A 26508-nucleotide genomic window follows, 5' to 3' on the forward strand; every position below is an offset into this window, starting at 1 on the left:
GTTATGATAATTTTTATAATAGCTAATTTGAACTGAAAACTTTGAAAATTATGACTCTTGAGGACTGACTCAGTCTTCCTAACTAGCACCAAAATATTACAACTTAAATAGGATTGCTATACTTAATCAAGTAGACAAGTATATTTTTTTCCCTACTTCCTTAAAAAAGTTAAATTAATTTTGCACATGTACTTATCATCACAAAGTTTAATGCTTCCTTTATGGTATAAATGTTTAGTTAAGAAAAATGATTAGTAGGTAAAGTTCAAAATGAAAAGACGAACTTGGCTATATATGCTCCTGTTTCTGTTAATACCAACTGTTGCTTTGGCAGCAGAAACAGAAACAGCAGATAGTTTTATCACAAGCATAGATCGAGCTTTTTCAAGTTTTGTAGATGAAATATTTAGCATCCTTTTCTTTAGTATCGGTGGTTTCCCTTTAATTGTTTTATGGCTAATTATTGGTGCGATTTTTTTCACTATTAGAATGCAATTGATCAATATTCGGGCTTTTAAACACGCTATTGATATCGTTAGAGGCAGATATGATGACCCTGAAGATCGAGGAGAAGTCTCCCACTTTCAAGCTTTGGCTACAGCATTATCGGGAACTGTAGGATTAGGGAATATTGCAGGTGTGGCTGTAGCTATTAGTGTCGGCGGACCTGGGGCTGCATTCTGGATGACGATGGCTGGTTTTTTTGGGATGACCAGTAAATTTGTAGAATGTACCCTCGCTCAAAAATATCGCATTATTAAACCTGATGGTACTATTTCTGGTGGACCGATGCGCTACCTATCGGCAGGTTTAGCAGAAATGGGGCAGGGAACTTTAGGCAGAGTTCTCGCTGTCATGTTCTCTGTATTGTGTATCTCTGCTGCTTTCGGTGGCGCTAATATGTTCCAAGCAAATCAGTCTTATGGTGCCGTTTCTACTGTATTACCAGGTTTACCTAGTTGGGTTTATGGTTTAGTGCTAGTAGTTTTGGTCGGGTTGGTAATTATTGGTGGTATTCAACGTATTGGTATGGTGGCAGGTACTCTTGTCCCTGTGATGTGTCTGCTCTATGTTTTGGCTTCCCTATTTATTCTCCTAGCTAATATTACCGAAATTCCTGGGGCGATCGCTACTATTATTTCTGGTGCTTTTGCTCCCAAGGCAATAGAGGGTGGTATTGTTGGCGTGATTATTCAAGGGTTTCAACGTTCTGTTTTTTCTAATGAAGCTGGTGTAGGTTCGGCAGCGATCGCTCACTCTGCTGCCAGAACTGATGAACCTATTCGTGAGGGTTTAGTAGCGCTGTTGGAGCCGTTTATTGATACTATTGTTGTTTGCAATATGACAGCTTTGGTGATTGTCATTACTAATGTATATAATGCTGAGGAGTTTGCTGCTTTGCGGGAAGCGAAGAAAGGAGCTGAGTTAACTTCTGCTGCTTTTGGTACTGTTTTGGCATGGTTTCCTGTTTTATTGGCGATCGCTGTTTTCTGTTTTGCGTTTTCCACAATGATTTCTTGGAGTTACTACGGCGAACGTTGTTGGGATTATTTGTCTGGTGGTAGAGGCTTAATTATTTACAAAATCTTGTTTTTGGTTGCTGCTTTTGTAGGTTCGGTATCTAACCCATCTTCTGTAATTAATTTTAGTGATGCTACTTTACTCTCAATGGCTTTTCCTAATATTTTGGGTGGCTATTTTTTGTGTGGTCAAGTAGCAAAGGATTTGCAAAATTATATGAGTCGTCTCAGAAAAGGAGAGTTTCGACTTAGTTAACAATTTGCGCAATTTATCGACATAATACGATAGTTATCATAGGCAAGTAGTAACGAGGGTAAAATTTGTATCTTCTGCACTAATCCCTGCTTAAGCATTTCTGGCAGTCTATCTATATAGACGTAGATCTATCCTGACATCCCGCTTCCTACTAGGAACGGCATAGTAAGGGTTTGAGAACTTTTTTAGTTATGTTAATTGACAAAGACTTAAATGTAAGTATAGAGTGTAGAGATGCGGTTGGCTTGACCGTTTCGGCTGTCGCCGACATGAAAATGCCTGTGGATGAGTAACCGCCGACGGCCTCACAAGAAGCAGGAAGTAAACATCAATTTGTCGCATCGATGTGACGCTTTGTGTCAGTTTTATGAAGCAGATGATACCTGTTAATTGACTAAATAGTTCAAATTTTAGTTGATTCCCTATTCCCCTATCTCCCCAAATCTTTGACTTATGATATTTTGAAACAGCCATGCTGCTTAAGGGAGAGGCTTGAAATCCAATTTTTCCGTAAAACTCTTCTGTTTATTTATAATTGACATCCTCCCGACGTTGCGCCCCTGCGAAACGCGGGATTCCCTTTTCATGTCGCGCAGCGAAACATCGCTGATAGGGGCTTTCTGCTGCCTCTTGCAGAGGATATACGCTTTTCATGTCGCGTTTCATGTCGCGTTTGCGCAATTATTCCGTAGGAAAGCGAAAGCGAAAGCGAAAGCGAAATAAGGCACTTGCCTCCAAGTTCGAGCTTCTTTCCGGTCTAAAGGCGCGCTCCTAAAGACTTGCCAGCGCCGCCAAAGGGGGTCTCCCCCATGAGCGAATGGTGCTGACAGTGCTAGTCTAGCAGCCTTAATTTAACTACTATAGCACACGCTTTGGGAAAACCTCATATGTTGCGGTTTTCCCATCTCTCAGCTCCCCTCCCTTACAGGGGTAGGTTTTTAACAAAGGAGCGATCGCTCGCTTTGATTCAGTTAAAAATTCTCAAAAAAATGTACTTTTTTAGACAATAAATAGCTATAAACTACCCCCTCCTCCCCCTCTTCCCCTCCACCGGAGGGGTTAGGGGTGGGTCCCCCTCTCCCCACACTTCTTTTAGATCAAAGGTAAAAAACCTACCCCTGTGAAGCTCCCCTCCCCCCCCTTTTCAAAGCTATCCCTGATAAGGAACTCCTAAAACCCTTTTCTGATAGGGAGATGGGGGGGTCAGGAGATGGGAATGTGGGGGGAGTTTAGCCTCTAATTAAATACGTTTACTCTCCTGAAATATCCATTGAATGGCAAATTCATAACTTCTTTCTAATGTCCGGGTTTTATGTTAAGAAAGATGTTTATAAAGCATAGCTTTCACGCGGGGGGTTAGGGGGGATGGAGAGCGCGGGTCTTCAACCAACGTTTAGATAAATAAATGCAATGAGTATATTTCCCAAAAACTCTGTACTTGTACCCATAGATTTTTCCCATGAATCTATTGAGGCAATTAATGTGGCTCTAGAATTTGTTGCAGATACTTCTCATTTATGGGTGCTTCATGTTTTGCCCCGTATTAATCCTGCTGAACCAGGAGTAAGGTGGCATACTGTTGATGACCAAAGTCGCAAACAGCAGGTGGAAAAGGCATTTCACGAACAATTCTCAGGGCGTGAATATGAGGGTATTAATTTCAGTGTGGCGATCGGAACTCCCAGTCCAGAAATTTTGGACTATGCTCAGGAAAAAAAAGTGGAGTTAATTATAATTCCTTCCCACGGACATACTGGTATTGGTCGATTTTTATTGGGATCTGTTGCTGAAAGGGTTGTCAGGTATTCCCATTGTCCTGTTTTAGTCCTGCGAAAGTAAGCCTATTACATCAGATTCAAAAAGTAGATTTTTCCTTCTATCAGAAAAAATCTAGTTGTTTTGAATCTTAACCTACTCTTTATTAACTTTAATTAAGAGGACTATCCTGAATGATTAGTCGGGATCTTACAATAGTATATAGAACTACCTTCCACTAACATAGAGGAGTAGGAAATATGTTAAGAACTCCTACATTTAGGGTCAACCAATACCACACACTCATTCAATATATTAGGCAAACTATTCTCCATTGGCTGAAAATTTTTTGGAAATTTAGTTTGTTTTATGGTGAGTATATTTCTAATCCACCTTGGCAAAAAACTGAAAAAAGGACATTATAGAAGTTAGTAAGCCTGTGTTAACGTCTGCTTGAGTACCTTGGACAACGGATTTTTTTTCGACGGGGAACACTCAGAAGAGGGAGTGTTACGAAAGAAGGACGAGAGGAGCGAAAGCCACGTCTTTTTAAAGCGTGGATGAAAAACGAACGGGCGATTTTAATCGCTTTAAAAATCTCTGGTTTTTGTGTTATTCTTGAAGACGTAAGTAGGAAGAAAGTCTGCGTGAGGAATCGTCCTAGTACGGATAAATCCCGGCAAGTAGAAACAACGGTGAGAAAATTTTTTCACGACAGTATGACAAGACCACTGCAAGCAATGGCAGGGCGAGGAGCGTACCGAACCGGCTGAGTGACAATCTCTAAAAGCAAAAGTAACGTAAGCGCAATGTATGTGGCTTTTGGTCAGCATATCTGAGCGTGTAGTGGCACTTTGATAATGCCATTAAGAGTTCGTTTGTGGACTACTTAAGAATCTGCGCGTCTTCAGACCGCAGAGTATCAAAAATTGGCTGATCGGGAAAAATTAAAGGTAACTCCAAAGTTAACTTTAAGGTTAGCCAAGGGGTAAAAACAGAAGCTGAAATATTACCAAAATCTACTTAAAAATACTTTTTTCAGGCGTTGCATATTTGCGGGGTCATTGTAGGTAGGGAGAAAGAGGAAGTAGAAGAGTAAAAGTGGGATTTACCTGCTCCGTAAAGATTCATCCTTTGATTCAGCAACGCCTTTTTTCAAAGTTTCTCATCGTAGAATTTCGATAAGTAGGAAAAGTGCCAGTTTTAACGGCTGGATTGAAACTACTCGACAGATTTTAATCCGTAGTCAAAAAAATGTGTTATAATTAACTAACGACTTAATAATTAGCCTCAATCGTCTTTTGACTGAAGAGAGTAGTTGTAATTCACACCGCCAAGTTTACTGCTGCTGTATACTTACTACGGTACGTTACTAGTAATGTTGTTGTTTCGAGCAATTTGAAAATCGTGGTTTTTATCCGAATTACAACTCCTCTGAATAACCCACGCGGATTTATCCAGTGTAGTCAAAGTAGATAGTCAAGAACGATGTTAATATGGAATAATTAGGTGGAGTTCCCGCAGATTTTAACCTGTGGGCAAGCTCAGACAGAATTAATTATTGTCCTCCTGAGTTTCATTGTTATGTGTCGCTATTGAAACCCAGCCAGAAATATCAAATAAAGGGTTGTAGAGTCTTGCTTTCTGAAATTACCCCCTTGTCTGAGGGGATACCAGGACTACGAAACAAGAATCATACGCCATACTTTAAACTAGGCGTGGTAGTATGTCGCATCAGTTTATGATAATTACCAGGAGCAATCTATTTAGGTATTTGCTCCTGGTATTACATTAGATAACTTTGAATAACTGTGAGGTGAAAAACTCTGATTTTCCTGAGTTTGCTCAACTCCATCAGCACTAAAGCTAATTTTTATCTCTAAAAACCTAAAGCTGCTCTGGTACGAGGTCCAACAATGCCATCTGGTCTTAAGCCAACATCACGTTGGAATGATTTAACTGCATACTTGGTTTTACGGCCAAAATAGCCAGTCGCACGGTGATGATGGAAATATCCCATTACTCCTAGTTGGTGTTGCAACCTAGCAACTCTGTGCCCACGGCTACCATGGTGAAGATAATATCCATGATGACGGCGACGACCATGGTAAGAAGCATGACGATAATGGGGTTTATGATAGCCCTTGCGGTAAGATTTATGACCATGGCCATAACCACGACAAGGGTTATAACAAGCAGCAGCAGAATTAGCAGTTGCGCTGAGGGATCCTAAAATAGTAGCGGCTGACAGAAGACCCATCATACCTAAGCTAGAGAATCTTTTCCAGTTTACTGATGCAAAGGTTGGTTCAACTGTAGAACTTTCTTCTGCGGTAGCTAGATGAGAATATGCTAATGTTTCCATAACTCCTCTGATGAGTAATATTTGAGATTTTTTGGTGAGTGCCTACCCACTTGCCTTATGGCATTATGGGTATCTTTTGCAGTGCGACACTCAAAAAAAGTACATTTTATTTTTGCTAATGCCGTGAAGTATAAAACTCCAAGGGATTTAGTTAAACTTTAGACTATTAACTAAGGAAATTTTATTATTTCCTTAGTTGCATTACTAGGCTACCATGTTAGGTAGATTGTTTATGCACAGTCTTCAAAAAAATTATCAAAGTCCTCAATTAATTTCTATATTGTGGACTTTGAGGCGATCGAAAAGCTTAGTAACAGCCGCAGCCACCACCGCAGCCACCGCCGTAGCCACCGCCGTAGCCACCGTAGCCACCGTAGCGACCGTAACGACCGTAGCGACCATAACCACCATAGGAACGGTTGTAGGAGCTACTAACAACTTTTTTATAGTAGTGACCAGAGCTACGACCATACTTACCATAACCACCATAGCTACCATAACCACCATAGCGACCATAGCTACCATAGCCATAAGCAGAAGCAGAATCAGCAGTTACGCTCATTGCTCCGACTACAGTAGCAGCAGATAGTAAACCCATTGCACCAACACTAGATAGTTTTTTGAAGTCTACACAAACAGTAAACTCTTTATTGTCAGAGTCTTCTGCGCTACAGGCTAAATGGGAAAATGCTAATGTTTCCATAAATTCCTCTGTTTAATCAAATTAAATGAACTACTACAAAACAGGATTTTACCTGCATTAATAATTACATCCTAATTTCTAAAGATGCCTCTGAAGCGGGACCTTAAACTAGATGTAAAAATTTTATTGGGGGTTTAGTAGATGTACTCCCGGTTTATGCCAACAACCGGACAGATCATTGTGAAATTGGCATATACAGAATATCACATAAATTATAAAACTCAAGTAAAACTGCCAAATAAAATTGAGCTGGCCTTTACTTTGCAGGATGGACTATTATGATGTCACCAAACTTTCCTACAACTTGACGTTAAGATGGTTTTATCATGCTAAATCACTAAAAGCAAGTTTTTTTTATCTTTAATATAGAAATCTTATATTTTGAAACATCAAATTAAGTTTGGCATATTGAAATCAAGCTCCAATTATTGGCAGCTTTTACCATATATTTATAATTATTGGCCAACAATTGTCAAGGCATTGGCCTGTACATTAGTTTTTACTATTTTCTGGCCGATTTTAGCTTGGCTAATGGGTGAAATGGCAGGTTATATCGGCAGGGGAGATGTGGGGGCGATCGCTCAACTTGCAGGTCTAGCAGCTATCATTTTTCTGATCAAGGGTACTGTACAGTATGGTCAAGATATCCTCATGGCAAAAGCGGCTTTAACTATTGCTTTAGATTTGCGTAAAGAAGTTTATTCTCACTTACAAAGGCTGAATATTAGTTACTTTGAAAACTCAAAAACTGGAGACCTTTCTTATCGAATTACGGAAGATATTGACCGGACGGGAGAGGTTATTAATAAGTTTTTTCACCAATTTGTTCCTTGCATTTTACAGTTAATTGTTGTGCTTGGGTACATGATTTATCTGAATTGGGAATTAACTCTGGCAACTTTAATTATTGCACCTTTGATGGCTTTATTGATAGGTTGGTTTGGAGAGTTATTACTTTCTTTTTCTCACCAAAGTCAAAATCACATTTCTAATTTATCAGCTTTAATAACAGAGGTATTTAGTGGTATTAGAGTGGTTCAAGCTTTTGCTGCTGAGGAGTATCAAATTGCTCAATTTTCTGTGGAAGCTGAACAAAACCGACAAGCAAAATACATGGCGGAAAAGGTTAAAGCTCTTCAGTTTGTAGTAGTGGGTTTTTTGGAGGCAATGAGTGTGGTTTTTTTGTTTTTTTTGGGGGGATGGCAAATATCTCAAGGAAATCTGACTGGAGAGGGTTTTATTAGTTATGTAACTGGTGTGGCTTTGTTAATCGATCCGATTTCTTTAACAACAAGTAATTATGGTGATTTTAAACAAGGTGAAGCTTCTTGCGACCGGATTTTTGAGCTGTTAAAAATTCAACCATTAGTTAGAGAAAAAACAGATGCGATATCTCTTCCTGCCATAATGGGAAAAGTAGAGTATAAGAATGTTTGTTTTTCTTATAATTCTGAAAAGCAGGTTTTAAAGAATATGAATTTGTTAGTAAATTCAGGAGAAATAATTGCTCTGGTGGGTGCTTCTGGAGCGGGAAAAACTACACTTGTAAATTTGCTACCTAGATTTTATGATGTTCACTCAGGGGAAATATTAATTGATAGTATTAATATTCAAGATGTGACTCTTAAAAGTCTGAGAAGACAAATAGGGATTGTACCTCAAGAGGTGACATTATTTTCAGGAAAAATCTCAGAAAATATTGCTTTTGGTCAACTGGATTATAATATTGATGCTGTAGAAGAAGCAGCTAAAGTTGCTAATGCTCATCAGTTTATTACTAAGCTGCCGGAAGGTTATCAAACTTGGGTGGGAGAAAGGGGAGTTAATTTATCTGGAGGGCAAAGACAAAGAATAGCGATCGCTCGTGCAGTATTAGAAAATCCGAGGATATTAATATTAGATGAAGCTACTTCTTCTCTTGATTCTGAATCTGAATATTTAGTACAAGAAGCGTTGGAAAGATTGATGCAAGGAAGAACGGTATTTATTATTGCTCATAGACTGGCAACTGTGCGACGTGCTCATCGGATTTTGGTTATGGAAAATGGTGAAATTTTAGAGTCAGGTACCCACGCAGAATTATTAGAAAAAGGTGAACTTTACACTCGTTTTTATCAGAAACAGTTTAGTTAATATCTTTAATAGGGAATAGGGAATAGGGAATAGGGAATACCAAGCGTGATAAATGTTTGCTACAAATACCTAGGGATTTTTTTAGGAGTCAGGAGTCATAATTAATAGTTTAAATACCATTTTTTAGGTCTGAAATTACCTTTTTTGTCAAAGGTAAATCTCCTATAAAATATTTTCATCGCCTCTATTATTCGTAAAATTATTTTTTCAAAATGGTAGAACAGGGAATAGGGAATAGAATAAAAATAAAAATAAAAATAAAAATAAATGTATATTATGACTCTGGGAAACGCTATAAAAAAGGGTGAATATCAATTTTGAAGAAAACCAAAAAATTATCCCTTTTAGGGAACACTTAACAGGGAACAGGTATGAAGGAAAAAAGTATTTTTGCCAAGATGAGATGAACCCTAAAAAAGTAGACAAATTTTAGAGCTTATTTTTAATACAGTAAAATATTATGAGCAACAAAACAGTAAAAAGAGTAATATTTGGTTCAATTGATGGAATGAAAATAATTCAAGGCAAGCTTAATATAAGATTTTATAAATATAATTATTTTGAATATTGGTTAAGAGTTTCAATCTCCGCCCTATGGAATTATTGAAAATGGAGTAGTTGTTAATCGTTTCTATAAACCTTTAGGAATTGGTAAAGGTGAATGGGTTGACTATGAAGATTATTCTTATAGCATTTTAGATGAAGGTTTTATTTCAGATAAAAAATACTTTTACGACGATGGTAATTCTCCTTATTCAAATTCTCAAAACTTTAAAGCTTACATGACTAAAATAAATAGTTGTCTCTCAGAATTGTAACTACAAAAAAGGTTGATATATAACTAAAAACAACCCCGATGAACAAATTCATTTACCACGGCTACGACGAAAGCACAAAAACTTGTAAAGTCTGTAAACGAAAGTTTAAATCTAAACCTAGAGCTGATAATTTTTCCGGGTGCATCTCAACTTTGAAGAAAGCCAAAAAATTATCGCCTTTAGGAAACACTTAATTGGGAACAGGTATGGAGGAAAAAAGTATTTTGTCAAGATGAGATTGACTCATAAAAAATGACTAGCTTTTTTGAAAAATGTAAATAAATGAACTTATTTGGTGACAGTTTTAATTAACTTGCTTTAAAGTTAAGTTAGAGTGTAGAAATAAATATTAGGTCGAAGTAATCTGAGTTGGTCATTTCAGTTATCAGTTATCAGTACCTCCTATTGAACTAGGAAGCTTGAAATACTGAATTCTCTTTTTTTTATATCCTTTAAAGGGGAAGCTTGAGACCTAATTTTCTGGTCAAAGTACATCTGAAAACCTTAGATATTCTCAGTAAATGTTTTTTCTTAATTTACAAAAAAAAGCCATTTTCCCAGCACAATCTAGGAAATGCGATAGTAATCCTAGAAGGAAAAGTAAAATAAAATTAGTTTTTTTCCAAGAAGATAGACTTCTATTTCTTTAGTACTAAGTATTGAGTCAACTACTAAAATTAAGGTAACACATTTACATGGAATAGGTAGTATATTTGCTCAAAACTTCAGTCAATTAACTAACCTAATTAAGCTCCTTTTTTTCTCACTTATATCACTTTGGAGGTAAGGATTCAGATCCTATGGAAAAACCTAGAAATCTTGATGGATAAGTATTTCCAGCAATTTCTTCCAAAATTCTATTCTCAATTAGAGATTGCTACAAACCTTTATTTTCTTGATTATTGAGAATAAGGCTGTTAAATTGCTAAGTCAGTCGTTTTTAGAAGTCTCTCTAGAACTAGCTTTGAAATACCTGAATTCTTACCTTTGGAGACAGAATAAAAAGCAAGAATTTTGGCAAATAGTTTTTATTTGTTAATCAGAACCTCTCTTAACAAAGATTCACCCAGGGAAATATTCTCTACTTCACCAGGGAGATAAAAAACGACTCTCTTGTTTTAATAAATGTAAACAAATGAACTTTTTTGGTGGCAGTTTTAATCAACTTGGGTTAAAGTTAAGTTATAGGGTAGGAGCAAGTATTAGGTTTATGTCTTTTGCTTTTAAGTTTAAAGTTAAAGGTAATAAAACTTAAGACTCAGTAATAGATGAAGTAATCTGAATAGGTTAATTTATTCGGGAAAAATATGTGGGTTTATGTCCTAATGTTAAAGGCAGCAGTCAAGGTAAACTATACAAATATTGCAAGGTATTAGGCAAATAGTTTAGGTTGGCAGCTAAATTTAACTCTCAAGCAAAACAAGCTATGGCAGAAATGGCTTGGTCTTCTATTCTATGCTCAGATTTTACAATAACTACAAAAAACTAAATTTGCGAAAAAAAGGATTTCCTAAGTTTAAGAGTCATTCTTCCTCTGTGAAATATTAAACCTCTAAAAGTTTCCATTCAGAGCAGAGACAATTTATAACTTTCGCAGATAAATTACAAATATAAAATCTGGCGTTGGTAATGCGTGGCTATGATTGTGTATTAATTTTGCATTAATGCTAATTGCCTAACTATTAACATTGAGGATTTGATATTTGGTTAAATTTAGGTTTCATAGCTTGATTCACCAACGCCGGAAATCTAAAACTTAAAGAGATTTGGGATTGGCATCTCTAATTAAATAGAACAAATTAAGCAAGTACCTTTAATTGTTAAGACTGACAATAATAAACGTCAGTTATTAATTCCGGCTAATATTCAGGAGGGAACTCAAACTACTCAGATATCAATTGGATGAGATTGAGGATGAAATTATTTGAGGGGTGATAGTTATGGAAATATAGTTTAATCAGCTAAGTTTGAGGGAAAAGTTTAAAAGTTTTCAAGTGAATTAATAGGGAAAATTTGAGGAAATAGAGAAATCTAAAACTTAAAGAGATTTGGGATTGGCATCTCTAATTAAATAGAATAAATTAAGCAAGTACCTTTAATTGTTAAGACTGACAATAATAAACGTCAGTTATTAATTCCGGCTAATATTCAGGAGGAAACTCAAACTACTCAGATATCAATTGGATGAGATTGAGGATGAAATTATTTGAGTGGCGATAGTTATGGAAATATAGTTTAATCAGCTAAGTTTGAGGGAAAAGTTTAAAAGTTTTCAAGTGAATTAATAGGGAAAATTTGAGGAAATAGAGAAATCATAATCACTGTATAAAGGGAGAAAAAATCTTAGGAAGCTCTACCAAAAAAATAACAAAATTAAAATTAGAAGTATCTCAGAAGGAGAAAGCTACTATGATGGAAATTATACCTCTAGCAAATCAGAACATCATTGGTCTTAGCATTGATGGCAAAATTGAAATAAGTGACGTTGAAAAAGTGAAAAATTTAGTTGATGAAAGATTAAAATCTCAAACTAAATTACGAGTTTATGTTGAAGTTAAAAGTTTTCAAGGAATATCTGTGGAGGCTTTATGGGAAGATTTAAAATTTGGTCTAGGGCATCTGAAAGATTTTGATAAAAAAGCAGTTGTATGTGACGCAGCTTGGGTAAATAAGTTGACTACTGTTAGTAATAAAATTTTTAGCAATATGACCCATATAGAGGTAAAATGTTTTTCTTGGTCAGAAAAAGACCAAGCTTTAGAATGGATAATAATTGACACTCCACGAACTAAAGTCGCGTAGATTTTGTATTCGCTTCCTAACATAAAATGGGCGATCCTTGGGAAGCAAAGATTGTTAAGACAGGGGATAAATTCGCCTGTCTTAACTTTTTATCAGTTTACTTAAAAATTATGCCAAATTTCGTTAAAGCTAGGAATAGAGTGATTGGAAAAGAAAAAAAATTAGACTAAAATCTGAGTCAGGAATTTAATAATTTTAATCCTTATTTATAGCCAGAATATTAAGGATTAAAATTTTCCCTAACTTATAGCGCTTTTCACTTTAATGAAATACATAACTTCTACCCTCTAATTCCTACCTCCTTCCTCCTTCCTTTAAGCAAGAGTATCTTTTGTCTATTTAAATAAAAACTTCTATAATTAATAATTATATTTACTCACAGCTAATATAAAAATCAAGGAAACTCTGATAGAAAGACTATATAATTTTAATCAATCTAGTTGTAAAAGGATTTACGCAAAATGAATATTTTTACACTAGACATTTCCGGAAACTAAGTTTTTGCCTAGTAAATTTAAACGTTTAAGATTAATTTTCGAGAGGTCTACTAGATATAGTTTAATATTAGCAATACTAAGGCTATAGCAATCCGCGCATAGGTTGTAACAATTCAAAAACTAGAAATAAACTCCGAAACTCTTACCAATTAACGATTACCCATTAATGATTTACTCCATACCTATATCCAAAACATGGCAAGATTTTTGACACGAATAAAATAGGATTGTTATATCTATGGTATCTCTGCGTAAGTCCTGTTTCAACAATTGATAATTAACAATTAAAATTATCTCTATGGAACAAGGTGAAATATTACTTGAGGTTTTAACAAATAAGCCTAGTTTGTTAGAGTTCTCAAGATAACAAAGTAATCTAAAAATAAGGCAGTATTATGCAGACACTAAGGCTAAAATTAAAGATGCTTCTCTTGAATCGTTCTCTTCATTAAATGATAATCTTAATGAATTGGAAAAGAATCAGTTGTCGCAAGATATTCAAAAATATATACAAGCAAATCAGAATAAAATATCATTGAAATTCAAGTCTATTCTCAACGGACTGAGACCTTTTGGTATGATAAGTGCAGAAAGTTTAGGTTCTCAAATTAAAAAATGGGCTACTAATGAAAATACAAGAGAGAAACAAGCAAATGCTGCTAGTAAATTAGAAGAAGCTCAAAAAAATTATGATAATTTTCAAAAAATATATCAAGAATATCAAGAAAGATTAATTACTGATGATGCTAATATTTCTTCTCTCGATCGGACAAAAGCTCAATTGGAACAAGCAGTTGAAAAAGCTCAAGAAGAAGTGACAGCTTCTAAATCTTTATTCCTATCAAAAGAGCAAGTTGAAGGGAGTGAGCTACATAAACTCATTGAAAATCTTGATGAGCGAATAACATTTTTTGATTTAGAGCTTGGTCAGCATATTAAGGCAGCTCAAATAATTGGAAACTGTGCACAATTTTTTGATAAATTATTAATCGGATTTACCCTAGTATTTGGATTGGTAAAAAATTTCACAGAAACGAACCAAGAAAATCAAAAAATTGAAAATCAGAGAAGGATTATCGAATTATTTAACAGTATCCAAAAAGATTTATAAATAGCGATAAATAACCAATTTAAAGAGGTTAAAGAGCAAATTTTTGTTCATAAAAAAAATGAGATTAACGAAAAACGGAAAAAACAAGAAGAACAGCTTAATAAGTGGAATAATAAACTCAATGAGCTTAATCAAATCGAACAAAATTTAACTCAAATTATTAAGGAGATAGAAAAAGTAATGGAAACCGACTTAAACGTGACTTAATAGAAAATTACCCGATAATATCTGGTGGGAATCTTCAATTAAATTAGAGAAACATACATCAAGATTGTTTTATACCAATTACTAAAAGTAATGCTACTCTTCAGCTAGACTTCAAAAGTAAAATAATTACTAAGGTTTAAAGTCTTTTTTTTGACAATTATTAATCGGTCAGTATTGATTATTCCTACTTTTACCAAATTCGGAGGTCTAAAGCTTCCCCTTGGATAGGGGATGAAAAAAATATTCAACTTAGTATTTCAAGCCTCCGACCCAAGTCGGAGGTACTGATAACTGATAACTGAATTGCGCAGTTCCTCCGGAGGAGGCTAACTGATAACTGAAATGACTTCTCCCCCTCCTGGGAGGGGTTAGGGGTGGGTCCCAAACTTCCCCACCCAATTAGATACAGCATTCTTTTTGAGAAATGCTATTACTTCACTCCTCTCAGAGATGTTGACTAAACAGGTATTTATCGGTGCTGAACAATTGCTCGGAAGGAGACATTTTCAAGGGAGTTTAATACCAGAAATTCTCTTTTTGAACATTAGGAATTGTAGAAAGTATTGATAACCTAAACTTGTTGATATATGACTTGCGCAATACAACCGATTTTCATCATTGCGACCGACAGAGAAGCAATCTTAAATCCTAGTTTTTCCTATCTCATGCGTAAGTCCCGATATCAATAGTTTCAAAAATGTCAAAGATATAGCTAAGAAATAATTGGTTAGGACAATTACTGATGATAAATCTTAGACTAGGAAATGTTTTTCTAACTGTTCCCTGTTCCCTATTACCTGCTATATAAAATCAAAACTTGAAAATAGCTAATCACCTAACAGTTAGGTAATAGAATTTCTAGTTTTTAGCAAGATTGTAGCTAATAATTAGCATAACATCAAGATGTTGCTCCAATCACCCACAATACTATAGGCAAAGTTAAAAAAGAGAACAGAGTTGATACTACTACAACCTTAGAAGTTCTTGTCACATCCCCACCAAATTCACTAACCATTAAAAAAGAAGCTAAAGCACTTGGCATCGCACTTTGTAAGACTAATACTTGTAAATCAAGCATTTCTAAATTAAGAATTTTACCAACTAAATAAGCAACAAATGCTCCTCCTAACAAACGGATTAAACTAGCACCTAAGTCATAAGTACCTGGTTGAAAACGATTCTTAGATATTTGTATTCCCATCAATAATAAAGAAATTGGAATTGCAGCTTCTCTCAAAAGATGTAAACCATCATCCAATTTCAGAGGTAATTCAATATTAAATGAGTTAAGAATTACACCTAAAATCATTCCCCAAATTATCGGTACTTTAAAAGTAAAAATAATACCAGACCGAAACCCTCCACCTTTGAGAATGGCTGGCATTGTACTCATCACAATTATATTCCATGAGATTAAATAAATTACTGCTCTTTCTAACCCCGCTTCTCCTAATGCAAATAAAGTTACAGGTAACCCCATATTTCCAGAATTAGGTAAAGCTGTAGTCGCCAATAAACTTTTTTGTAGAGACTCTGAAAAACCTAATCTTTTTCCTATTCCCCAAGATATTAAACAGAGTAAAAGATAGGTTAATCCAAAGGCTATAAATATTCCTATTGCTGACTCAATACTAATAGTAGTTCGATACATTATATCGGTTAATAATGCCGGAAATAAAACATACAAAGCTAGTTTGGAAAGTGTCGGTTCATCAATGGAAAAATTTTTGCCAAATATAAAACCAATTAAAACTATACACCCTACTGGAAAAACAGCAGATACAACCGAAAAGAAAAGCTCAATCATAGTTGGAAAAATTCTGAGTTAATTATTTTACCGAATAATTAATAATTAGGGTTTGCGCTCAAAAGTATTTTAGTAGGGGTAGGATACAGCTATACTGGAGACAGGTGAAATGGGAATGAGTGAGGAGGTAGAAGTAAGAATTGTCAGAATGATTTTTCTGCTCAACTCTTGACTAAAATTCGCTCCTAAATTGAACCATTACCATCTAAAACCTCACAATTTTTGATACTTAAAAAGGCACTTACCTTTATCTGTAAATACTTTTAGATTTAATCAGCAAACTCTAATTAAATAATTCGCGCCTTGAAGCCTCCCCTTTTAAGGAAAAAAAAAGAAATAATATTTCCTTATATTCAATTCCGTAACAGTTTTAACCTTCTTGTAATTATCAATTATCAATTATCAATTAATCAAAAAGTTATTTTCCTGATATTTCTTGGTTCTGAATTTCTCTCGCTACCTTTTGCGCTTCACTAAAAACTCTTATTAAGTTTCCAGCCCAAATTTTTTGAATATCCTCTTCAGTATATCCCCGTGCTACTAATTCTTTTGTAATATTTGGCATTTCTGAAACATCATTCATTCCTAAAACTCCACCACCACCATCTAAATCTGAACCAATACCAACATGATTGATACCCATAACTTTTACCATATAATCTATATGGTCTACTACATCAGCAATAGTAGGTTGATTTTTAGGATATTTCTCATTAATTTGACGATATTTTTGTTTAAGTACTTCTGTTTTTGCTTGGCTTAGTTTTCCCTGTCTAAACGCAGTTATTTCTTTTTCAATTGTTTTCATTGCTTTTTTTCTTTCTGCTGTCTGGGGTAATTTTTTTATATAGGTATCAAAAATACAAACTTGTACAACCCCACCATTCTCTTTAACAGCTTTTAACATTTCATCACTCATATTTCGGGGATGATTTTCTAGAGACCTAGCACTAGAATGAGATGCGATGACTGGTGCTTTTGTTAACTTAATTACATCCCAAAATGTATCATCATGGACGTGAGAAATATCGACCATGATACCCAAACGATTCATTTCTTTGACAACTTTTTCCCCCAGCACACTTAAACCATCCCATTCTTGTTTTTCATCAGTAGAAGAATCGCCGAGTTCGTTGTTTTTGAAATGGGTGATTGTTATATATCTAATACCTTGGTCGTAGAAAAATTTAACATTACTAATATCTTTACCAATTGGATAGCCATTTTCCATTCCCATAAATATTGCCATTTTTCCCATTTTATCCAGCCGTTCAGCATCCTCTGGATTTAAGGCAAGTTCAATTTTTTCTGAATTTGACTCAACCATCTTTTTTGTTATTTCAATCATTTTGATTGCTTCAGCTTTTGCCCGATCGTGTCCTTGCTGGTTCCGCTCTTTTTGAACAGTAAATATTGCCATAAATACGGCATCTAATCCACCTTCTTCCATCCGAACAATATCCCATTGACCACTGTCTAATTCTCCTGGTTGATGTCTGATATTGGGTTGAAAATCAGGATATCTAAATTGACGATAAGGCCAATCAATATGACCATCAATTGTTAAAACTTTTTCGTGTATTTCTTCAGGAGTTAATGCTTTTTGTTGCTGCTCTTGAGTTACTTTAGGAGATGGTGGTAATTTTTTATTCGAGAGAGTACATCCATTTACTATGAAAGAAAGTAAAACTATTGACAATGATAAGACTTGATTTTTTGATAAATTCATCTAGATTACACCTCAAAATTAGGATTGCAAAAATGTAGGGTTCAATAATTAAAAAAGCGGTTAGCAGTCAGCACTCAGCAAGATTATTTTTAATCAGTTATTAAGGGGATTTCAACCCCGACTCAACAATCCTGCGCAATAGTTGCAGGGGATTTTAATCAGAGCTGCTAAAAGCTGTTTCGCTACGCGACATGAAAAACGCAGTTACGACCCAGGAGGCTAGCTGAATGCTAAAAACTGATAGCTAGTTAATAATTACCTCTCCTTAAAACGGATAGGATTGACCAAAATAATTTTTTTTCTTTTTCATCCTTAAAACTTAAAAGGAGAGGATTTAGACTTTGATTATTCGGTAAACAAGTAATGACTAATACCAATTCTCACAAACTTTGCTATGCTTGAATTTTATATTGATAAATACTATTTATTAATGTAATTTGATTGTTTAGGCTCCCTATGTTATTTCTCTGGTTATTTTGACCAAAAAATAGGGTCTCAAGCCTCCTCTTTTAAGGAGATGAAAAAAGTAAACTTCAGTTATCAGTACCTCCTACTTCAGTAGGAGGTACTGATAACTGATAACTGATAACTGATAACTGAAATGACCACCTTCCAAGGGTAGCATTACTTTTGATAAATAGTATAAGTATTAGGAAGCAGAGAACTTATCTCTGATCAGACTTTCAGTAATCAGAAATAGGGAATATCTGACTTAACAAATAGTTCTGATATTCTGACTATTTTAGGACTACTAAAAAAAATATACTCTCTTGATTTTATAACAATTCTCTATAGAACCCATTTAGTATCTTTCTCAGCGACCCGCGTTTTTTTCCAGGAGTCAGGAGTCAGAAAATGGAGAGAAAGAATATGGGAAAAAGGTTGAAAAATACTCCCCACCTTCCTATCTCTTTTTAAATAGATCTCAAATGGCTTCTATATAGCAATTCCCATATTGCTTATATACAAAAAAATTCTAAGTTTTAGGGAATAGCGGTGCGACCCCGCGTTGGTGACAGACGCAAGGGAACGCGCACCAAGAGAGGAGACAGGGAATCGGGAATCGGGAATAAAAATACAAGCGTACCTCATGCTTACCGAGAAACTCTATAAAGTCCAACTTAATCTTTAAAAGAAGTAATACCAAATCTAATTCATGTTAGTTATATATCTGAAAAAAAGTGGTATCTGTTATACCAACTTTAAAAAGTCATACTATATTTTATAACTGGGAAAAATAACAATTAACAAAACTAAAGTTAGTGAAGATCAAGGATTTACTCCAGCAAATAATATTTATAAATGGAAAATATAAATATAGCAAAGTTTTTGGTAATTGGTATGAGAGGCTGGGGAAAAATCCTAAAATATATAGTAGTTTTTATTCTAAAGTAAAATGATTTGTGGTTGTACATTATAATGCTCGTGCATTGTCATTATTTTCGTTATGAAGTACAGCAGTGGGAGCATCTTGCTCCCGTGCCAGGTATTCCTTTTTCCCGAATACCATTACTATGCAGGACTACCAAATAATTTATAAATGATATAAGAACAAAGAATCAAAATAATTCAGTTGGGTTCAAATCTCTAACTGAATGAAAGGTAAGCATTCAGCCGTCAGCTATAAGCTATCAGCTCTTACTTTTAGTTTGACTAATAAAAGCTTTATTATTCAGAATTAAATTTTACTACAGAAGTCAGTTTTCAAGTCGATATTCATTTAAACCTTCTCTTTAAGGTTGAGGTTTTATTGCTGAAAGCTGAAAGCTAATAGCTGAATTCTTACAATGAAAGTCAGTTTAATTTGTGGGAATTTCAAATCTTGCTCCCCATAAAACTCCTTAAGGAAGAGGCACTTTTACTCTAAAAAGTTAGTCAAAATTTTTTCCTTTTCCCCCTTCCTTATAGTTAAATAAAAAAGTAAGCATTTCCTGCGGAATTCTGGGCAAACAGCTTTCAGTTATTAGACATTAGCTGATTGCCAAATAAATATGAATCAATATTGAGAGACTGAGGGATAATTAAAAATATTAGTAAAAGCAGATTAGTTTAACCTAATCTATTTACCGAAAAAATTCTACCTTTTTTAAGGAAAAAGAAAAATTTTCAAGAATTATATGGCTAACACCTATTAATCTTTCATTTTTATTACTCATTGCTAATAGCGGTCAGCTTTTAGCTATTTCATAAATAATGAATATACACTTTCGCTCTTCAAAGTCAGTTTTTTCTAATATTTTTAATTTTCCTCAAATATATTAATACTAATTCCTACTTATCAGGCAATAAATTAATAGCTAATAGCTGATAGCTCACCTCTAATGTAAGCAGTCAGGCGAGAGATTAAGAAAATTATCAAAATATTTACTATCTAGAGTTAGAGAGACGTTTCAAAATATTCATCGACTATTCTGAATCTAAGCATCCTATTCTTAAACAGAGCTGTTAATTATAAATCTTCTGTTAGTATAATTTTCTCAAGTTTTATCTTTTCAGCTTTATAATAATAGCTAGATTAAGATATTTTCTTGAACTGCCAGAATCGAGGTAGTGCTTGAAAAACTTTATCTTGATGAATTTACCGAAAAATAAAGGTATAAAGCCTCTCATTCGCCGTGGAGAAAAAAGCGGTCGGCAAGCGGAGCATTCCGTCAGGATGGGATGCCGAGGTCTCCTCGCTTGCCTCCAATCGACCAAGACAGCGGTCGGCAAGCGGAGCATTCCGTCAGGATGGGATGGCGAGGTCTCCGTTCCCTCCGGGACGCTACGCGAACTTCGAAGCTTTGCGAAGCACAAACGCTTGCCTCCAATCTCCCAAGAGAGAAGAAATAATATTTCCTTATATTCAATTCCCGTACGGTTTTAACCAGAGGTAATTATCAATTATCCATTATCAATTATCAATTAATGAAATACTTACTTGAAAGACAAAGAGGAAAAATAGACAAACGAGAAAATTTAATGGTTTATTCCTCAATTTGAAATTTTCACAGCAGTATAGCAATCCTATTTTATTTGTGTATAAAAATCTTACTGCTTTTAGGGAAGAGGGAAGAGGGAACAGGGAACACTTAACTGGGAACAGGCGGGAATTTCAGTTTTTTTATCTACTTTTTGATTACCCGCAATCTATTTAGGATTGCTATAGTAACTCCGACAACTCCAAAACAACAAAAAATATGAATTTTGGTAAATGGTTAGGCTTTTTTAGTTTCCTAATTTCCCTATATATCCTTTGGGAAATTCAACGACTTGTACTATTAATATTTGCTGCAATAGTTTTAGCAACTGCCTTAAATAGATTAGTACAGAAATTTTCTAGATGGGGAATTAAAAGAAACTTAGCTGTAATTGCTACTTTAAGTTTAGCCACATTAATTATGCTCCTATTTTTGTTGCTAGTTGTACCACCTTTTATTACCCAGTTTCAAAAATTAGTTGCCTTGATACCTGATGTATTTACAGAAGTTCGCTCTCAACTTGTGCAGTTATATCGACAAAGACCCGATTTATTTCCAGCACCACCTACTGCCACTGATATGTTAGTACAAACACAAACATTCGGTACTCAGTTATTTAGCAACTTTTTTAAGATTTTTTCTAATACTTTTATAGTATTCTTGCAGGTACTTTTCGTATTTGTATTAACAATAATGTTTTTAGTTAATGCTCAAGCTTATCGAAAAGTAGGATTACTTTTATTTCCTTCTTTTTATCGGCGACGTGCAGATGAAATTCTATCAAAGTGTGAAGTAGCTTTAGGCAATTGGTTTGGTGGAATAGTAATTAACTCTCTTTTTGTGGCGACCTGTAGTGGTATTGGTTTATTACTATTACAAATTGATTTAGTTCTGACTCATGCTTTGCTGGCAGGTTTACTCAATTTTATTCCTAATATTGGTCCGACTATGAGTGTAGTTTTTCCCATAATGATTGCTCTTTTAGATGCTCCTTGGAAAATAGCTGCGGTAGGAATTTTATATATTATTATTCAGAATCTTGAAAGTTACTGGTTAAGTCCAACTGTTATGGCAAAACAAGTCTCACTTTTACCTGCTGTTACTCTAGCATCTCAAATTTTCTTCACTACTTTTTTTGGCATTTTAGGTTTGATTTTAGCTTTGCCTTTAACAGTAGTAACTAAAACTTGGATTGAGGAAACTTTATTCAAAGATATCTTAGATCCCTGGCAACAAAAATCCTCTATTCTGTGAAATAATTGCCACAGTTGATAGTTTATAATTAATATTTGGCAGCTTTATAGATATATATATAGCATTTCTCAAGCTAGTGAGGTACACTTCACTTGTATCTTTAATTCCCCGTTTATTCTTGGCTAAAACCTAAAATTTTGTATCTCAGCAATATGGAAATTGCTGTAGCAATCCTGTTTCAATTGTGATATTTTGGTAGTAGTTAGGTAGGGTAGCCGACAGATTGGCGACATGCAGAATTCAGAATTCATAATTTTAAAGATTTTTCTTTATTATTAACTGTTATAAAAATTTTCAAAACCAATTTAGGATTTCTATATGCTCCAAAAAGTAATCAAAATTTTTGACAATTAATAACTGATAACTAGTAACTGAAATGACTTTTATTCATCTTCTGGCGTCAGAGACCTCACAGTTTCTTGAATTGACCCAATAGCAAATCCCAAAATTGCACCTACTGTTGCATAAGTACGAGGTGCTTTTGCACTACTATACCCTTTATCTATTTTAGTCAAATTACAACATTGATAACGATTTTTACTCATCTCAGCCGCAGCTAATCCAATTACTGAACCCATCAAAGCCATCATTACTCCAGAAAATATAACTTGTTTCAGATTAAGTTTTTTTTCCTCCATTATCAAGTAACCTCCAAAATTATATTAAGTACCTATGCAAAATTAATTTAACATTTTTCAGAGAGTAGGGAGCAGGGAGTAGGGAATAGGGAATAGGGAATAGGGAATAGGGGAAAAATATACTTGTATACTTTATAAGTAGATCAAAAATAATATCAATTCTCAAAAGTCTTCCTATACTTAGAACCTCCCTAAAATAACGTTCCTTCATAACCGAAGTTACCAAATATTGAGTATTTACTCCAACAAATAATATTGATAAATATAAAATCCAAATCTAGGAAAATTTATGGTAATTAGTATAATTTGCTCTATCTACTTATGTTCCAGTTTTTCCTCTCAATAATCATTTTCTATTTAATTTGACCTACCTACTTAATATCGTATTTCCAGATGAGTTGTATAGTGCTACGTACAAGGCAAAAGTCAAAAATAGTCTATGACTGAGGCGTGATAATTTAGAAATGTCCGCGCCCTTTGCTTAGACTGCTATAAAATAATTATTGATTGTCATTTTTGCTTCTGCCAAAAACTCTCTTATTTTCTATTCTCTCAAATATATAATTCTTTATTCACATCTAAAATGTAAATCCGATATAGCAATTCCCATACTGTTAAGGTACAAAATTCTAGGTTTTAGCGAACAGGAAATAGAGAATAGAAAATAAATAAGTATATGTATAACTCATTAGATTAGCCTGAGAAATGCTGTAATATATAATGAGTATCTATGAAAAATAATCAGTGAATTTTGACTCGGAAGTAATACCCAACAACCTACTAGAAAATCAAAATATTAAGAGACTTAATGTATCAGTACATCTAAAAAAAGAAATAGGCAGTAGGGAGTAAGGATTACGGATTAGGAAGTAGGGAGTAGACAAGAATATATAACTATTAGCCACTAAAAAATAGTTGGGAAATCTCGATCAAAATATAGCTTGTTTTCTCTAGGAGTTTAGTTGCCAAACCCCTACCTTTACTATTAGCCATAAATGAAATGTAAATAAATTTATCCCATCGGTTTAAGTATTAATATTTTGTTTGTAAGCATTCAGTTAGCTCTCATTCAGCATTCAGCTTTTAAAAAGACAGGACTTTACTTCGGTTAGCGGTCATGTGACCTTTTTATTCATAACATTGAATTTTCCTAAGGCGACTAATTCCTCCATAGAGTGTGATAATAAGTCAATAACTCATAGCTGAAGAGCGTAGTTCCGACCCAGGAGGCTAGCTGACGGCTGAATGCTTACTTTTGTTTTGTGAACAAACACTCTCTAGCTCAATAGTTTTCCTAGGCTTTTTCTCCCTCCTGAAGTACACAAGTTTTTGATTTTAGATAATCAGGAATAGGGGATAGAGATATAGAAAAAAATCCTCTACTTCATTCATAAGACAACCACTGTATACAGATAATTTGGCTTTGCTGAATGACGCCATGATATAGATTCTAATTACTTAGGGGTAAGGAGTCATAAGTCAGGAGTATTTTTCTGGAAATTTATTATAAACCAAATATAATTTTACTATCAGATTAATGACTCTTAATTTACCTGAACTACTCACTTCATAGTTCAAATCAGCAATGGCAATAATTTTCCCTGCCTACTTCTATCTTTCTTCTAGCATAGTTTTGAATATTTTTACTTGTTAACAGTAAAAAAATTCATAAAAATTCAATCAATGTTACAGGTATTCAACCGAGCTAAAAAGTAGACTGCTGACTTAGCTCCATAAGGAGAACTCCACCAAGCGACAGGAAAAGCACCCCTTGGTGCTTCTAGACTAAAATTAAGCTTTTGATAAGGTATCTGTTTACCATTTAACCGCAATCCAAGTTCTTCAGTAGTTTTGTCCAAAACTTTCATATCAATTTGAGAAATATCAAAAGTTCCACCCATACTTTCGTAAACTTTTTTTTGTATGCTGAAACCAAAACGTCCATTACTATATTTAATCCAAAGTTGATCGATTAAACTAATTACACTACATGGAAATTTTATGACATCATCAGGAATCAGGTTTTCCTTATCCGTTTTACCAGATATTTCTAACATAACTCTTGCAGTTTCTTGGTCTGCTTCTTTCCATTTACCTGCTGCTAGTAAATCTCTCAATTTTCCATAAAGGTAAATATCAGAAATTAACATTACTGCTCGATCTAATTTTTTTTCTAGTTCCGCCACTCTTTCTGATAATTCTAACTCCCTGGAATTCTGTTGTACTGATACAGACTCATCAGTGGAAGTAGATGTTATTACCTCTTTTTTTTCTGGTTCGTTAGACATAATTACTCCGAAATTTTTATCAAAAATAACTAATCTTTCTGAGCAAGTTTTGAATAATAAAGGATTCAGGAATCAAAATCAATAATTCTGATTAGGAATTATTTAGTAGGAGCGGTTCAATAAAATTGTTTAAGACGCCTAGCAACCATTAAGATTTTGTGGTTAATTTAAGGGTAGATTTGAATTTGCCACTAATTACAGCAGTTTTGGAATTTATGAAGTACAAAGCTTAGAACTTTAGGGAATAGAGAATACCAAGCGCGATAAATGTTTACTACAAATATTTGGACTGTTTTTCGTAGTCAATAGTCAGTAGTCAGTAGTTATCTAGATTGAGTGTCTTATTATTATTTTTTACCCTGAAACAATTCTCTTAGGGAATAGCAGAAAATAAATTATCCCAATTTTTCTACTAATCGCGTTAACTGGTTACTCCCTACTCCCTTACTTTTTCAATTTCTTCCCTCCGACCTCCGATCTCCGACCTCCGACCTCCGACCATAGCTAATGGGATAATTTTTTATTTGGAAGTCCCTTAGAGTAAATATACATCTGACTTCGATCATTTTAATTGACTAAATTATTCGTAACATTCTTTTTTCAGCCATGGTAGAATAGGGAATAAAAATTACTATTAAACTGTACCTCACCATCCTCGCAAACTGCTATAAATCTTTCTTCTGACTCCTAACTTATGACTTCTTATACCTGCTTCAAAACTGATTATGATTAATAATTGATTTACTAATCGTTTCACTAACAACCTGATTACCTTCAGGACTTAGATGGATATGGTCTCTATACAAATTAGCAGGTTCTGACACAGATTTAAAAATAGGTAATAAATCTAGATATATAATATTTTCAGTTAAGGTAAAATTATCTAAACGTTCACGAGTTTTAATTTCATAATCACGAGGTCCTGGTTCGCCTACTTCCCGAAGTAAAGGAGTCATTGCTAAAATAAATTTAGCATTGTTTTGATTCACAATTTCCTGGATTTTTTTAATCGCTTCTAAATTAAAACCAACCCTATCTCCTCCTTCTTCAATTTCTGGAACTTTTGGTGCTGGTAATAAATAACGACTTATTGCTTCAGCTATTGCAAAAGGAGGTTTTTTGTCTGGATAATTCCGATCGACTCCTACCACTAATGAACTAGGTGCTTTAGCAAATAAATCATCAGTATTAATCAGTAATACTATAGTTTGAGAATCAAATAAACCGAACTTTTCTAAATAAGCAAGTTCATTTCTAGGTCCCCAAGAATTAGCTGAAGCATTAAGAATTTCAACAGTTTTATCTTTACCTAATTTTTCATTTAATTGCTTCTCTATAATTGCAGAAATTGTCTCATCTTGATCTGTCCACCAATTACCATTAGCCACAGAGTCTCCTACTAAAAATATTCTCAATGTAGTATTTTCTCTTGACTCTTCTATCGGCTCAGAACGCATAGAATACTGATTAATTTTTATCCGGTTTCCAAAGCGACTCACCTGTTGATTTGGTGTCAAAAGATAACCAATTTTACTATCTGCATTATAAGTGAGAGGATTACCAAAACCAACCACCAGGCGGAGTCCTATTTCTAATATCCCCAATAAACCAATTATAATTGCTGAAACTATGAATAGAGCTTTCACTAATCTAAAATTCCTAATA

At 34.4% G+C, this 26508-nt stretch carries 13 protein-coding genes; 6 read left to right on the top strand and 7 right to left on the bottom strand.

Going from position 1 to position 26508, the window contains the following annotated elements; genetic code table 11:
• Positions 1-270 precede the first annotated feature (270 nt).
• Together F6K22_RS02895 and F6K22_RS02900 are read left to right on the top strand one after the other, a co-directional pair.
• Entirely contained in the window at positions 271-1776 is a 1506-nt protein-coding gene (locus tag F6K22_RS02895) for an alanine/glycine:cation symporter family protein (protein ID WP_293093039.1), read from the top strand.
• A gap of 1410 nt (positions 1777-3186) precedes the next feature.
• Positions 3187-3615 carry a universal stress protein gene (locus tag F6K22_RS02900; protein ID WP_293093042.1) on the top strand — a complete coding sequence of 143 codons (429 nt, stop codon included), beginning with the start codon at positions 3187-3189 and terminating at the stop codon, positions 3613-3615.
• 1795 nt (positions 3616-5410) lie between these two features.
• Here the strand turns inward: F6K22_RS02900 and F6K22_RS02905 are convergent.
• On the bottom strand, positions 5411-5896 hold the full coding sequence (locus tag F6K22_RS02905) for a peptidoglycan-binding domain-containing protein (RefSeq protein ID WP_293093044.1): 486 nt from the start codon (positions 5894-5896) through the stop codon (positions 5411-5413).
• Positions 5897-6203: 307 nt separating this feature from the next.
• On the bottom strand, positions 6204-6599 hold the full coding sequence (locus tag F6K22_RS02910) for a hypothetical protein (RefSeq protein WP_293093046.1): 396 nt from the start codon (positions 6597-6599) through the stop codon (positions 6204-6206).
• Positions 6600-7007: 408 nt separating this feature from the next.
• Between F6K22_RS02910 and F6K22_RS02915 the strand changes: the two genes are divergently transcribed.
• The 3 genes from F6K22_RS02915 to F6K22_RS02925 all read left to right on the top strand — a co-directional run bounded on the left by F6K22_RS02915 (position 7008) and on the right by F6K22_RS02925 (position 13960).
• Positions 7008-8732 (top strand): ABC transporter ATP-binding protein, encoded by a 1725-nt coding sequence (locus F6K22_RS02915; RefSeq protein ID WP_293093075.1) that lies wholly within the window; start codon positions 7008-7010, stop codon positions 8730-8732.
• Between the two features lie 3227 nt (positions 8733-11959).
• Entirely contained in the window at positions 11960-12352 is a 393-nt protein-coding gene (locus F6K22_RS02920; RefSeq protein ID WP_293093049.1) for a SpoIIAA family protein, read from the top strand.
• A gap of 966 nt (positions 12353-13318) precedes the next feature.
• Positions 13319-13960, top strand: coding sequence for a hypothetical protein (locus tag F6K22_RS02925; protein ID WP_293093051.1), 642 nt, complete (start codon positions 13319-13321; stop codon positions 13958-13960).
• A gap of 1105 nt (positions 13961-15065) precedes the next feature.
• Here F6K22_RS02925 and F6K22_RS02930 read toward each other — a convergent pair.
• Positions 15066-15974 carry an AEC family transporter gene (locus F6K22_RS02930; RefSeq protein WP_293093053.1) on the bottom strand — a complete coding sequence of 303 codons (909 nt, stop codon included), beginning with the start codon at positions 15972-15974 and terminating at the stop codon, positions 15066-15068.
• Between the two features lie 418 nt (positions 15975-16392).
• On the bottom strand, positions 16393-17703 hold the full coding sequence (locus F6K22_RS02935; protein WP_293093056.1) for a dipeptidase: 1311 nt from the start codon (positions 17701-17703) through the stop codon (positions 16393-16395).
• Positions 17704-20882: 3179 nt separating this feature from the next.
• Between F6K22_RS02935 and F6K22_RS02940 the strand changes: the two genes are divergently transcribed.
• Positions 20883-21917, top strand: coding sequence for an AI-2E family transporter (locus tag F6K22_RS02940; RefSeq protein WP_293093058.1), 1035 nt, complete (start codon positions 20883-20885; stop codon positions 21915-21917).
• Positions 21918-22300: 383 nt separating this feature from the next.
• On the opposite strand, the gene F6K22_RS02945 is transcribed toward F6K22_RS02940, so the two are convergent.
• From F6K22_RS02945 to F6K22_RS02955, 3 genes are all read right to left on the bottom strand, one after another.
• Positions 22301-22555, bottom strand: a complete 255-nt coding sequence (locus F6K22_RS02945) for a hypothetical protein (RefSeq protein ID WP_293093060.1) — start codon at positions 22553-22555, stop codon at positions 22301-22303.
• 1676 nt (positions 22556-24231) lie between these two features.
• Positions 24232-24843 carry a GUN4 domain-containing protein gene (locus tag F6K22_RS02950; protein WP_293093062.1) on the bottom strand — a complete coding sequence of 204 codons (612 nt, stop codon included), beginning with the start codon at positions 24841-24843 and terminating at the stop codon, positions 24232-24234.
• Between the two features lie 713 nt (positions 24844-25556).
• Positions 25557-26489: an SGNH/GDSL hydrolase family protein gene (locus tag F6K22_RS02955; RefSeq protein ID WP_293093064.1), complete on the bottom strand. Its 933-nt coding sequence runs from the start codon at positions 26487-26489 to the stop codon at positions 25557-25559.
• Between the last annotated feature and the right edge of the window lie 19 nt (positions 26490-26508).

Origin of the sequence: Okeania sp. SIO2F4 (assembly GCF_010672385.1) — a bacterium.
GTDB lineage: Bacteria > Cyanobacteriota > Cyanobacteriia > Cyanobacteriales > Microcoleaceae > Trichodesmium.

Coding starts and splice junctions, on each gene's coding strand:
- F6K22_RS02950 (WP_293093062.1), bottom strand. CDS start 24,843: ATGTCTAACGAACCAGAAAAAAAAGAGGTAATAACATCTACTTCCACT.
- F6K22_RS02910 (WP_293093046.1), bottom strand. CDS start 6,599: ATGGAAACATTAGCATTTTCCCATTTAGCCTGTAGCGCAGAAGACTCT.
- F6K22_RS02895 (WP_293093039.1), top strand. CDS start 271: ATGAAAAGACGAACTTGGCTATATATGCTCCTGTTTCTGTTAATACCA.
- F6K22_RS02940 (WP_293093058.1), top strand. CDS start 20,883: ATGAATTTTGGTAAATGGTTAGGCTTTTTTAGTTTCCTAATTTCCCTA.
- F6K22_RS02945 (WP_293093060.1), bottom strand. CDS start 22,555: ATGGAGGAAAAAAAACTTAATCTGAAACAAGTTATATTTTCTGGAGTA.
- F6K22_RS02920 (WP_293093049.1), top strand. CDS start 11,960: ATGATGGAAATTATACCTCTAGCAAATCAGAACATCATTGGTCTTAGC.
- F6K22_RS02905 (WP_293093044.1), bottom strand. CDS start 5,896: ATGGAAACATTAGCATATTCTCATCTAGCTACCGCAGAAGAAAGTTCT.
- F6K22_RS02900 (WP_293093042.1), top strand. CDS start 3,187: ATGAGTATATTTCCCAAAAACTCTGTACTTGTACCCATAGATTTTTCC.
- F6K22_RS02935 (WP_293093056.1), bottom strand. CDS start 17,703: ATGAATTTATCAAAAAATCAAGTCTTATCATTGTCAATAGTTTTACTT.
- F6K22_RS02930 (WP_293093053.1), bottom strand. CDS start 15,974: ATGATTGAGCTTTTCTTTTCGGTTGTATCTGCTGTTTTTCCAGTAGGG.